The organism is Streptomyces sp. NPDC033966 (genome assembly GCF_055575955.1).
Genome location: NZ_JBVIRQ010000001.1, coordinates 465,041 through 477,304, shown reverse-complemented (window position 1 = coordinate 477,304; position 12,264 = coordinate 465,041). Strand labels below are relative to the sequence as shown.

At 72.8% G+C, this 12,264-nt stretch carries 7 protein-coding genes; 3 read left to right on the top strand and 4 right to left on the bottom strand.

Translation table 11 applies throughout. The features are described 5' to 3' along the window. Position 1: 1 nt before the first annotated feature. On the top strand, positions 2-3,007 hold the full coding sequence (gene fxsT, locus ACZ518_RS02170; protein ID WP_469111120.1) for an FxSxx-COOH system tetratricopeptide repeat protein: 3,006 nt from the start codon (positions 2-4) through the stop codon (positions 3,005-3,007). Between the two features lie 199 nt (positions 3,008-3,206). Here fxsT and ACZ518_RS02165 read toward each other — a convergent pair whose 3' ends face one another. From ACZ518_RS02165 to ACZ518_RS02150, 4 genes are all read right to left on the bottom strand, one after another. After that, entirely contained in the window at positions 3,207-7,073 is a 3,867-nt protein-coding gene (locus ACZ518_RS02165) for a multifunctional oxoglutarate decarboxylase/oxoglutarate dehydrogenase thiamine pyrophosphate-binding subunit/dihydrolipoyllysine-residue succinyltransferase subunit (protein ID WP_469111119.1), read from the bottom strand. 258 nt (positions 7,074-7,331) lie between these two features. Beyond that, complete coding sequence (locus ACZ518_RS02160; RefSeq protein WP_469111118.1) at positions 7,332-8,423, bottom strand: HAMP domain-containing sensor histidine kinase; 1,092 nt, start codon at positions 8,421-8,423, stop codon at positions 7,332-7,334. Further along, a complete protein-coding gene (locus tag ACZ518_RS02155; protein WP_469111117.1) occupies positions 8,420-9,160 on the bottom strand; it encodes a response regulator transcription factor in 741 nt (246 codons plus the stop codon). The genes ACZ518_RS02160 and ACZ518_RS02155 overlap by 4 nt, the downstream gene beginning before the upstream one ends. Positions 9,161-9,266: 106 nt before the next feature. Then, positions 9,267-9,836: a hypothetical protein gene (locus ACZ518_RS02150; RefSeq protein ID WP_469111116.1), complete on the bottom strand. Its 570-nt coding sequence runs from the start codon at positions 9,834-9,836 to the stop codon at positions 9,267-9,269. 36 nt (positions 9,837-9,872) lie between these two features. Between ACZ518_RS02150 and ACZ518_RS02145 the strand changes: the two genes are divergently transcribed. Continuing rightward, complete coding sequence (locus tag ACZ518_RS02145; protein WP_469111115.1) at positions 9,873-11,258, top strand: glycosyltransferase family 39 protein; 1,386 nt, start codon at positions 9,873-9,875, stop codon at positions 11,256-11,258. Between the two features lie 118 nt (positions 11,259-11,376). Further along, positions 11,377-12,213, top strand: coding sequence for a sulfurtransferase (locus ACZ518_RS02140; protein WP_469111114.1), 837 nt, complete (start codon positions 11,377-11,379; stop codon positions 12,211-12,213). The last annotated feature ends 51 nt before the right edge of the window (positions 12,214-12,264 follow it).

Here is a 12,264-nt window from a genome sequence, read left to right as displayed (position 1 = left end):
CATGACCGGTACCGCCATGCGTCACGACCGCGACGGAGCCGCCCCCGCGCAGCGCTTCGTCATCAGCTTCGCGGGCTTCAACCGGCCCTGGGCGGTGTGGATCGCCCACCGGCTGGAGGAACACGGCCACCGCGTCGTCCTCCAGCGCTGGGACCCGCAGAGCAGCCCCGGCGGGCTCACCGAGGCCCTCGACGACCTGGCCCGGGCGGGCGGCAGGATCCTCGTGGTCCTCAGCGAGCGCTACTTCTCCGCCGGCACCCACACCGACGAGGAGTGGAACACCGCCCTGCGCACCGTCACCGCCTCCCACCCCGACCGGTTCGCCGCCGTCTGCCTCACCGACGCCCCGCTGCCCAGCGCCGTCGCCGCCCTGGAGAAGACCGACCTGTGGGGCCTGGACGCCTACGAGGCCGAGTACCGCGTACTGCGCCGGCTGGAGCTGCCCACCGACCGCATCGGCACCGAGAGCGGCCGCCGGGGACCCCGCTTCCCCAACGACCCGCCCGAGATCTGGGGCCGCGTCCCGCGCCGCAACCCCCGCTTCACCGGCCGCAACGACGTCATCGGCCGGCTCCGCGCCGCCCTCACCGAGGCCCCGCCCGGCGCCTCCACCGCCACCCTGCTCGGCCTCTCCGGCGTCGGCAAGACCCAGGTCGCCACCGAATACGCCTACCGCTTCGCCTCCGAGTACGACGTGGTGTGGTGGGTGCCCGCCGAGGACCGGCCCACCCTGCGCGAACGCCTCGCCGACCTCGCCCCCGCCCTCGGCCTGCCGCCCGGCGCCGGAAGCTACGGCGAGCAGATCCGGGCCGTACTGGAGGCGCTGCGGCGCGGCTCCCCGTACCACCGCTGGCTCTTGGTCTTCGACGGCTGCGACAACCCCGACGACCTCACCGACCTGCTGCCCTCCGGCGCCGGCGACGTCATCATCACCTCCCGCAACCGCGAATGGGCCGCCCGGCACACCAGCCTCGTCGAAGTCCCCCTCTACGCCCGCCCCGAGTCCGTCACCTTCATCCGCCGCCGGGCCCGCCGGCTCACCGGCGACGAGGCCGACCAGCTCGCCGAAGCCCTGGAGGACTACCCGCTCGCCCTCGACCAGACCGCCGGCTGGCTCGCCGACTCCCCCCTCGGCGTCCGCGAGTACCTCAACCTCCTCCAGCACCGCCTCGACTCCCACGAGGCCGTCACCCTCTCCGACGACTACCCGCTGCCCTTCCCGACGGCGCTGGCCATACTCCTCAACAACGTCCGGGAGAACTTCCCCGACGCCCTCGCCCTGCTGCGGCTGTTCGTCTTCTTCGCCCCCGGCCGGGTCCCGCTGCGCCTGCTGCGCGAGTTCCCCGCCGACGGGGTCCCCGAACACCTCGCCGGGATCCTCAACGACCAGATCCGCTGGAACGCCGCCCTCAACAAGCTCGTCCAGTTCTCCGTGGTCCGCCTGGAGTACTCCGACCTCTCCGTCGAGGAGGGCGGCGGCCTGGAGACCGTCCAGCTCCACCGCATGGTCCACAACATCGTCCGCGAGAACCTCGCCGAGGACGAGGCCGACCAGCTCTCCCGAGCCGTCCGCCAGGTCCTCGCCGCCGCCGACCCCGGCCGCCCCACCGACTCCCGGCTCTGGCCCCGCTACGCCGAACTCATCCCCCACCTCGACCACGCCGGGGTCCTCACCAGCAGCAACCCCCGCATCCAGAACTTCCTGCTGCACTGCCTGCGCTACCTGATCCTCGCCGGCGAGTACCGCACCTGCCTGCGGCTCGCCGAACAGACCGACGGCGTCTGGCGGGCCATGCTCGGCGACGACCACGACCAGGTCCGCGAGCTCAGCTACCACCACGGCGGCGCCCTGCGCATGCTCGGCCACTTCCGGCAGGCCGAGGCCCTCGCCCGCTCCGTCGCCGACCGGCTCCTCGCCGAACGCGGGGACCGCGACCTGGAAACCCTGCGCGCCACCAGCACCTACGCCGGAGTCCTGCTCAGCACCGCCAAGTTCGACGAGGCCCGCGAACTGCTGGAGCACGCCTTCGCCACCTACCGCGAACTCCTCGGCGAGGACGACTCCACCACCCTCGGCGCCCAGAACAACGTGGCCGTCGTCCTGCGCCTCCTCGGCCGCTACCAGGAGGCCTACGACACCGACCTCGACACCCTGCGCCGCCGCGAAAGGGTGCTGCGGGTCCGGCACATCGCCACCCTCTCCTCCGGCATCGGCTGCGCCATGGGCCTGCGCCTCATGGGCCGCTACCGCGAGGCCCTGGCCCGCCAGGAACAGGGCCTCAAACTCCACGTCCAGGTCCTCGGCGCCAACCACCCGCAGACCCTGCGCGCCGAACACAACCTCGGCCAGTGCCTGCGCCGCACCGGCGACATCCCCGGCGCCGGCTCCCGGCTGCGCAGCGTCCTGGAACGCTCCACCCGGGTGTTCGGAGCCGAGTTCCCCTGGACCCTGATGGTCGCCTCCGACTACGCCACCTACCTGCGCGAGTACGGGGACATCGAGGAGGCCCGCCGGATCTCCGAGGAGGTCGTACGCGGCTACCAGTCACAGCTCGGCCTCGCCCACCCCTACAGCATCGGCACCGTCGGCAACCTCGCCCTCGTACTGCGCGCCCAGGGCGAGCGCACGGAAGCCCTGAACCTCGCGGAACAGGCCCTGGTCGGCATGCGCGGCGCCCTCGGCGACAGCCACCCCTGGACCCTGGGCTGCGCCCTCAACGCCACCGGCCACCGCAACATCACCGGCCGCCTGGAGGCCGCGCTGGAGCTCAGCCGGGAGACCCTGCGCGGAGCCGAACGGGTCCTGGGCCCCGACCACCCGATGGCCCTCAGCGCCCAGATCGCCCTGGCCGCGGACCTCCGCGCGGTCCGCGAGGACGCGGAGGCCTCGAAGCACGAGGACGCCGGCCTGAAGGCCCTCACCCGCACCCTGGGCCCCCAGCACGTCCACACCGTCTCGGCCCGCCAGCAGACCCGCCCCTACTGGGACTTCGAACCGCAACCGTAGGTGTTTTCAGCCTCGCCGGCGCTTGAGCCACCCCCAGCCCCGCCTGGGGGCACCTCCCAGCGGTAGCCGGGGGAGTTTGAGGCGCGGGGGCCCGGGGGCAGGGCCCCCGGCAGCGGCGCCGCACCCGGAAACGGCCGGAAGGCCCGGCCCCCACCAAGGGGGGCCGGGCCTTCCTTCTTCGTGCAGGTCGCGTTAGCGACTAGGCCTCGAAGACCTCGTTCATCAGCAGCTGCTGCTCCGCCTGGTGGCGCTTGGCGGAGCCCACCGCCGGCGACGAGCCGTGCGGACGCGAGACGCGCCGCAGGCGCTCGCCCGCCGGGATGTCCGCGCCGACCGCCAGGTCGAGGTGGTCGATCAGGTTCAGCGCGATGAACGGCCACGCACCCTGGTTCGCCGGCTCCTCCTGCGCCCAGATGTACTTCGCCGCGTTCGGGAACTTGGCGATCTCCGCCTGCAGCTCCGCACCCGGCAGCGGGTACAGACGCTCGATGCGGATGATCGCGGTGTCCGTGATGCCGCGCTTCTCCCGCTCGGCCTCCAGGTCGTAGTAGACCTTGCCCGCGCAGAAGACGACCTTGCGGACCGCGTTCGGGTCCACCGTGGTGTCGCCGATGACCGGACGGAACGAACCGTTCGTGAACTCCTCCGCCTTCGACGCCGCGGCCTTCAGGCGCAGCATCGACTTCGGGGTGAAGACGATGAGCGGCTTGTGGTGCGGGTTGTGGACCTGCCAGCGCAGCAGGTGGAAGTAGTTCGACGGCAGGGTCGGCATCGCGACCGTCATGTTGTCCTGCGCGCACATCTGCAGGAAGCGCTCCGGGCGGGCGGACGAGTGGTCCGGGCCCTGGCCCTCGTAGCCGTGCGGCAGGAGCAGGGTGACGCCGGAGGTCTGGCCCCACTTCTGCTCGGCCGAGGAGATGAACTCGTCGACGACGGTCTGCGCGCCGTTGACGAAGTCACCGAACTGGGCCTCCCAGAGGACCAGCGCGTCCGGACGGGCCAGCGAGTAGCCGTACTCGAAGCCCATGGCCGCGTACTCGGAGAGCAGCGAGTCGTAGACGTTGTAGCGGGCCTGGTCGTCCGACAGGTACAGCAGCGGGGTGTAGTCCTCGCCGGTCTCCCGGTCGATGAGGACCGCGTGGCGCTGGCCGAACGTGCCGCGGCGGGAGTCCTGGCCGGACAGGCGGACCGGGGTGCCCTCCATCAGCAGCGAACCGAAGGCCAGGGTCTCGCCCATGCCCCAGTCGATGGTGCCGTCGTCGATCATCGCCGCGCGGCGCTGCAGCTGCGGCAGCAGGCGCGGGTGGACGGTGACGCCCTCGGGGATGTTGACCTGGGCCTCGGCGATCCGCTTGACGACGTCCTGGGAGATCGCCGTGTTCACGGCGACCGGGAAGTCGGCCTGCGGGGCCGGGACCGGCGCGGCGACCGCGGGCTGCGTGGCGGCCTCGCGGACCTCCGCGAAGACCTTCTCCAGCTGGCCCTGGAAGTCCTGGAGCGCCTGCTCGGCCTCTTCCAGGGTGATGTCACCGCGACCGATGAGGGACTCGGTGTACAGCTTGCGCACCGAGCGCTTCTTGTCGATCAGGTCGTACATCAGCGGCTGCGTGAACGCCGGGTTGTCCGACTCGTTGTGGCCGCGGCGGCGGTAGCAGATGAGGTCGATGACCACGTCCTTGTTGAACGCCTGGCGGAACTCGAAGGCGAGCCGCGCGACGCGGACCACGGCCTCCGGGTCGTCACCGTTCACGTGGAAGATCGGTGCCTCGATCATGCGGGCCACGTCGGTCGCGTACATCGAGGAACGCGAGGACTCCGGGGCGGCGGTGAAGCCGACCTGGTTGTTGATCACGACGTGGACGGTGCCGCCGGTGCGGTAGCCGCGCAGCTGCGACATGTTCAGCGTCTCGGCGACCACACCCTGTCCGGCGAAGGCGGCGTCGCCGTGCAGGGCCAGCGGCAGGACGGTGAAGTCCGTGCCGCCCTTGTTGATGACGTCCTGCTTGGCGCGGGCGACACCCTCCAGGACCGGGTCCACCGCCTCCAGGTGCGAGGGGTTGGCGACGAGCGAGACCTTGATCTGCTCGCCGTCCAGGCCGGTGAAGGTGCCCTCGGCGCCCAGGTGGTACTTGACGTCGCCGGAGCCGTGCATGGACTTCGGGTCGAGGTTGCCCTCGAACTCGCGGAAGATCTGCGCGTACGACTTGCCGACGATGTTCGCCAGGACGTTCAGGCGGCCGCGGTGGGCCATGCCGATGACGACCTCTTCGAGGCGGGCCTCGGCGGCCGAGTCGATGACGGCGTCGAGCAGCGGGATGACGGACTCGCCGCCCTCCAGGGAGAAGCGCTTCTGGCCGACGTACTTCGTCTGCAGGAAGGTCTCGAAGGCCTCGGCCGCGTTCAGGCGGCGCAGGATGCGCAGCTGCTCCTCGCGCTCCGGCTTGGTGTGCGGGCGCTCGATGCGGTCCTGGATCCAGCGGCGCTGCTTCGGGTCCTGGATGTGCATGAACTCGACGCCGGTGGTGCGGCAGTACGAGTCGCGCAGCACGCCGAGGATGTCGCGGAGCTTCATCATCGACTTGCCGGAGAAGCCGCCGACCGCGAACTCGCGCTCCAGGTCCCACAGGGTGAGGCCGTGCTCGGTGATGTCGAGGTCGGGGTGCTTGCGCTGCTTGTACTCCAGCGGGTCGGTGTCGGCCATGACGTGGCCGCGGACCCGGTAGGAGTGGATCAGCTCGAAGACGCGGGCGGCCTTCGTGACGTCGTCGTCGTGCGAGGCGTCGATGTCGCGGTTCCAGCGGACCGGCTCGTACGGGATCCGCAGCGACTCGAAGACGTCGTCGTAGAACTTGTCCTCGCCGAGGAGCAGGTTGGCGACGATGCGCAGGAACTCGCCGGAGGCCGCGCCCTGGATGACCCGGTGGTCGTAGGTCGAGGTCAGGGTCATGACCTTGGAGATGCCCAGCTTGTTCAGGGTGTCCTGCGAGGTGCCCTGGAACTCGGCGGGGTAGTCCATGGAGCCGACGCCCATGATGACCGACTGTCCGGGCATCAGGCGGGGCACGGAGTGGACGGTGCCCAGGCCGCCGGGGTTGGTGAGGGAGCAGGTCACGCCGGTGAAGTCGTCCATCGTCAGCTTGCCGACGCGGGCGCGGCGGACGATGTCCTCGTAGGCCTGCCAGAACTCGAAGAAGTTGAGGGTCTCGGCCTTCTTGATGCCGGCGACGACGAGCTGACGGTCGCCGTTGGGCTTCACGAGGTCGATCGCGAGGCCGAAGTTCACGTGCTCCGGCTTGACCAGGGTCGGCTTGCCGTCCTTCTCCGCGAAGGAGTGGTTCATGGACGGCATGGCCTTGATGGCCTGCACCATCGCGTAGCCGATCAGGTGCGTGAAGGAGATCTTCCCGCCCCGGGCGCGCTTGAGGTGGTTGTTGATGACGATGCGGTTGTCGAACAGCAGCTTCACCGGGACGGCGCGGACGGACGTGGCCGTCGGCACTTCCAGCGAGGCGTTCATGTTCTTCGCCACGGCGGCGGCAGGTCCGCGGAGCGTCACCAGCTCGGGGCCGGCGGGGGCCTCGGTGGCGGGCGCGGCCTTCTGAGCCGGGGTGGTGGCGGCCGGAGCCTGAGAGGCGGGCGCGGCCGGTGCGGCGGCCGGGGCCTGGGAGGTGACAGTCACAGCAGGGGCACCAGAGGGGGTGGCAGGAGCAGGGGCAGGAGCTGACACAGGTGTGGGCGCGGCTGCGGGCGCGGCGGGCGCCGCCCCCGTGGCGGCGTCGACGGCCTGAGCGACCCCGGCGGTGGCGGTGGCGGCCTGTGCGGAGGCGCCGTCCGTCGTCGGGGTCTTGATGGGTTCGGCCGCCTTCACCGGGGCGGCGGCGCCCCCCGGCTTGTAGTCGGCGAAGAAGTCCCACCAGGCCCGGTCGACCGAACTCGGGTCCTGGAGGTACTGCTGATAGATCTCGTCGACGAGCCACTCATTCGCGCCGAAGCCTGAGGCGGGGTTCTTCCCGCCCTCTGCTGCGTCGGTCGTGGTGCTCGGGTTACTGGGGGACTGTGGCGACACGGCGGCAACCGCCCTCTTCCGCTTCACAAGGTATGGACAGCGGGGATAAAGGCTACGCCTCCCAGGGCGTGTGATGCAGGCCGGGCGGGACTTCCGTCGCGCAGGTCACACCGAACGGCGGGTTTCACCCATCGGAATGGCGGGAAACAAGCGTGGTTCGGGTAGGGGGCAGCCAGGTTGCGACCCCCAAGGCCTCGCACCCCTGACGACCCCGGGCACGTGTGGCCGAGATCATGTCCTTCCCACTCGAACCCTACGTCAAGACAGCACCTGTGAGCTGCCCGGAAGGGTGACAAGGATTCGGCAACCCCGTGACGATTCGGCCACGCCGATGTGGCCCCCGTGCAGCCCGACCGCCCAGCGGGCGATGGCCAGCCCCAGACCGGTGCCCCCGTCGCCGCCGCCGTCCCCGCCGCCGGCGGAACCCCGGTTGAACCGCTCGAAGACCCGGTGCCGCTCCGCCTCCGGGATCCCCGGACCCTCGTCGACGACCTCCAGCGCCAGGCTCCCCGGCGCCGCCCCGGCCCGCGCCCGGACCGTGACCCGGCCGTGCGCCGGGCTGTGCTTCACCGCGTTGTCGATCAGGTTCGCCACCACCTGGTGCAGCCGCTCCGCGTCCGCGTACGCGGTCAGCTCCGGAGGGTGCACGTCCAGATGAAGATGCACGTCATTGCGGGTGTGCCCACCGGAACCGGACGACATCCCCGGCCGCCCGGCGGCCGCCAGCCCCGACTCCTTCAGCACCCCCGACAGATACGGCCACACCTCGAACCGGCGCGCCTTCAACGGCACCACCCCGTTGTCCACCCGCGACAGGTCCAGCAGGGTGTCCACCAGCCGGCCCAGCCGCTCGGCCTGCTTCAGCATGGTCCGCATGGTCTCCGGATCGGCCTCCGAGACCCCGTCCACCACGTTCTCCAGCACCGCCCGCAGCGCCGCGATCGGAGTACGGAGCTCGTGCGAGACGTTCGCGACCAGCTCTCGACGGTGCCTGTCCTCGGCCTCCAGATCATCGGCCATCCGGTTGATCGTGGAAGCCAGATCGCCCAGCTCGTCACGGCGCCCGGCACCGCGCACCCGGCGCGTGTAGTCCCCGTGCGAGATCGCCCGCGCCACCGTCGTCATCTCGTCCAGCGGCGCCGTCAGGCCGTGCGCCACGAACTGCGTGATCAGCATCGAGGCGATCACCGAGAAGACCGTGATGAACCGCACCTCGGTGGCCGTGCGCAGGGCCACCATCAGCAGCCCCGTGGTGATGAACACCGAGACCACGACGAGCGTGCCCAGCTTCGTCTTGATCGAGAACGGCGAGTAGGGCCGCAGACCCGGCCCGCGCGGCGGCCCGCTCACGCCTGCGCCGGTGTCTCCAGGGCGTACCCGACGCCGTGGACGGTACGGATCCGGTCCGCGCCGATCTTCCGCCGCAGGGCCTTGATGTGGCTGTCGACCGTACGGGTCCCCGACGCGTCGGCCCAGTCCCACACCTCCGCCAGCAGCTGCTCCCGCGACAGCACCGCACGCGGCGTCCCCGCCAGGCAGACCAGCAGGTCGAACTCGGTCGGCGTCAGGTGCACGTCCTCCGACTGCACCCGCACCCTGCGCTGCGCGTGGTCGATCTCCAGGTCGCCCAGGCGCAGCGTCGCCCCGCGCGGAGCCGTCGCGGCCAGCGTGGCCCGCTCCACCCGGCGGAGCAGTACGTGGACCCGGGCGGCCAGCTCGCGCATCGAGAACGGCTTCGTCATGTAGTCGTCGGCCCCGACCCCGAGGCCCACCAGCATGTCGGTCTCGTCGTCCCGGGCCGTGAGCATCAGCACCGGGACCGGGCGCTGCGCCTGGACCCGGCGGCAGACCTCCAGCCCGTCGAAGCCGGGCAGCATGACGTCCAGCACCAGCAGCTCGGGCTGCCAGCTCTCGGCGGCCGCGACGGCGGCCGGCCCGTCGTAGGCCGTCTGCACCTGGAAGCCCTCGGCCCGCAGCCGGGCCGCGATGGCGTCGGCGATGGTGCGGTCGTCCTCGACCACGAGCACGCGCCGCTGGGCACCTGGGGTGGCCGCGGCGACGCTGTGGGTGGTGTGTGTCTGTTCCATGTCCCGCCCCTGAAGATCCCGCGTGATGGGGTGCAGCGTAGAGGAGGCACCGGCCTGCGGCTATGCGGGGTTCGGACAGGAGCCGGGGTCATCCGGAATCATAGATTCATCCCGTCGCGTCGAATCCCGGCAGCGCGTCCAGTACCTTGCGGAGCCCCGGAGCCAGCTCGGTCTGGTCCGCGGCGACCTCGAAACCGCCGTGCACGAAGGCGTACGTGAACCCGTCGTAGACCGGCGGATCGGCCGTGGCCACCCGGGGCAGGTGCGCGAAGTCCGCCTCCCGCAGCGCGGTGCGCAGGACCTCCAGCCGGGACGCCTCCAGCTTCCCGGAGCGCAGGTCGCGGGCCTTGCCGTCGAGGAGGGTCCAGGAGCCGTCGCCCTTGACGAGGACCGTCCGGGTCTGGCCCGCGAAACCCCCGCTGCGGGTCACGCGGACGAGGGTCCGGGCGGCGGCCTCGGTTGCCGCCGGGAGGGGGGAGGGCGTGGCGGGTGCGGTCGCCGCGGGCGGGGATGCCGAGGGCGGAGTCGCCGTCGCCGTCGCCGTCGCCGTGGGCGTCGCCGTCGGGGCCGCCGTGGCCTCCGGGGGCCCGCCGGACCCGCCACCGCAGCCGGCCAGTACCAGCACCGCGCCCAGCAGCACCACCGCCGCGGCCCCGGCCGCCCGGATCGTTCGCACACCCACCTCCGCAGGTACTCCGACCGAACACCGAGTATGAAGTGCCAGACCCCCGACCGAAAGCACCCGGAGGCCGTCATCCGCCGCATCACCCCCTGGCGCGCGCTGCCCGCGCTGACCGCCGTGCTCCTCGGGCTGTGGGGCCTGCCGCGCGGCGCGGGCGGCGGGAGCATGTGGCGCGACGAGTCCACCACCTGGCAGGTGGCGCACCGCCCCCTCCGCGGGCTGTGGGAACTGCTCGGGCAGGTCGACGCGGTCCACGGCCTCTACTACCTGCTGATGCACGGGGTCTTCGGCCTGTGGGACGGCGGCCCGTGGGCACTGCGGCTGCCGTCCGTGGCCGGCACGGCCCTCGCCGCCGCCGGAGTGGCCGCGGTGGCGCACCGGCTGGCGGGCGAGCGGGCCGCGCTGATCGCCGGCACCGCGTACGCCGTGCTGCCGCCGGTGCAGATGTACGCCCAGGAGGGGCGCTCGTACGCGCTGGTCGCGGCGGCCGTGGCCTGGGCGACGTACCTGATGCTGCGCGAGCGGTGGGCGGCCTACGCGGCGGTGCTCCTGCTGGGCTGCTGGCTGCACGAGTTCGCCGTACTGGCCCTGCCGGCGCACGCGTTCGCCGCCTGGCGGGCGCGGGGCTGGCGGTGGGCGGCGGGGGCCGTCCTCGCGGGGCTGCTGCCGCTGGCCCTCGTGAGCGCGCGGCAGGCGTCGGCGCAGCTGGGGTGGCTGGGGCGGCCGTCGTGGCAGGACTGGGCGGCGTACGGGGTGCTGGCGGCGGCGGTGGCCCTGCTCGCCCGGGGGAGCGCCGACCGGGGGCTCGTACGGGTGGCCGTGCCGCTCGCGCTGCTCCCGCCCGGGCTGCTGATGGCGGTCTCGCTGGCGCACCCCCTGTACGTCGACCGGTACGTCCTCTACGCGCTGGCCGGCCTCGCGGTGCTCGCGGGGGCGCGGGTGCGGCTGCCGCTGTCGTGGGTGCTGGTGGGGGCGCTGCTGCTGCCGGTGGGGGTGTGGTCGGTGTGGCTGCGGACCCCGGAGGCGCGCAAGGACGACGCCCTCGCCGTCGCGGCGGCGGTACGGGAGCGGGCCCGGCCGGGGGACGCGGTGCTGTTCATGCCGTCCCGGCGCCGGGAGTGGCTGCTGTCCTCGCCCGCGGTGTACGGGTCCGTCCGCGACGTGGCCCTGGCCCGGACCCCGGCGCGGTCCCGCACCCTCCAGGGCACGGAGCTGCCGCCGGACGCCGTCCGGGCGGCGGTCCTGGCCTCCCCGAGGGTGATCGCCCTGCTGGACCCGCCGGACCAGCCGCTGGACGCGTACCCGGCGGAGGCGGCGAAGCGCGAGGCGCTGGCGGCGGCGTTCGAGCGCTGCTCGGTGGCGGTGGTGCGCGGGGCGCGGGTGGCGGTGTACGCGCGGCGGGGCGAGTGCGGCTGACGCGGGCCCGCAGGGACACCGCCCCCGGGTCCCCCGGCCCTGATCCGCCCCGCCCCGGGTGCCGATGGGCCAGGATGGGCCGCAGACCGTGTCCGACGCTGCCTCCGGAGGCCCCCGTATGCCCGTGTCCGAGATACCCGGCCCCCTGGTCGGCAGCGGCTGGCTCGCAGAACACCTCGGGGACGTCGTGGTGTTCGACGCTTCCGTCGGGGGCCATCGCGGGGCACCGGTGAGGATTCCCGGCGCCCGTCCCTTCGACCTCGACGGGGAGCTCTCCGACCACGCGGCGGCGGCCCCGCACACCATGCCCTCCCCGGAGGACTTCGCCGAGGCGCTGCGCGGGCTCGGGGTCCACGACTCCGACGCCGTGGTCGTGTACGACGGCGCCGGGATCTACTCCAGCGCCCGCGCCTGGTGGATGCTGCGCGCCATGGGCTTCGACCGGGTGGCCGTGCTGGACGGGGGCCTGCCCGCGTGGGTCGCCGCCGGGCTGGCCGTCGAGGCCGGGGCGGCGGCGTACGAGGGGCCGCGCGGCGGCTTCACCGCCCGGCCCCGCCCGGGGCTGCTGGTGGACGCCGGCGCCGTCGCCGCCGCGCTCACCGACCCCGCCGCCGCCGTGTTCGACGCCCGGACCCGGGAGCGCTTCGCAGGCACCGCTCCCGAGCCCCGGCCGGGGCTGCGCGGCGGGCACATGCCGGGCGCGCTGAACCTGCCGTTCGGTGAACTCCAGGGACCGGACGGCCTGATGCGGCCCGCCGGGGAACTCCGCGAGGCCTTCGGGGCGTTGGCCGGGGAACGGGAGCGGCTCTACTTCAGCTGCGGTTCGGGCGTCACGGCCTGCGTGCTCGCGCTGGGGGCGACCCTGGCCGGGTACGGGGAGACCGCGGTGTACGACGGCTCGTGGAGCGAGTGGGGCCTGCCCTCGGAGCTGCGGCCGGTGGTGACGGGGCCCTGACCGGGGTGGGGCTATCCCCACCCCGGGTCCGGATACCTGCACCAGCGTGCG

Coding starts and splice junctions, on each gene's coding strand:
- fxsT (WP_469111120.1), top strand. CDS start 2: ATGACCGGTACCGCCATGCGTCACGACCGCGACGGAGCCGCCCCCGCG.
- ACZ518_RS02155 (WP_469111117.1), bottom strand. CDS start 9,160: ATGGAACAGACACACACCACCCACAGCGTCGCCGCGGCCACCCCAGGT.
- ACZ518_RS02145 (WP_469111115.1), top strand. CDS start 9,873: ATGAAGTGCCAGACCCCCGACCGAAAGCACCCGGAGGCCGTCATCCGC.
- ACZ518_RS02140 (WP_469111114.1), top strand. CDS start 11,377: ATGCCCGTGTCCGAGATACCCGGCCCCCTGGTCGGCAGCGGCTGGCTC.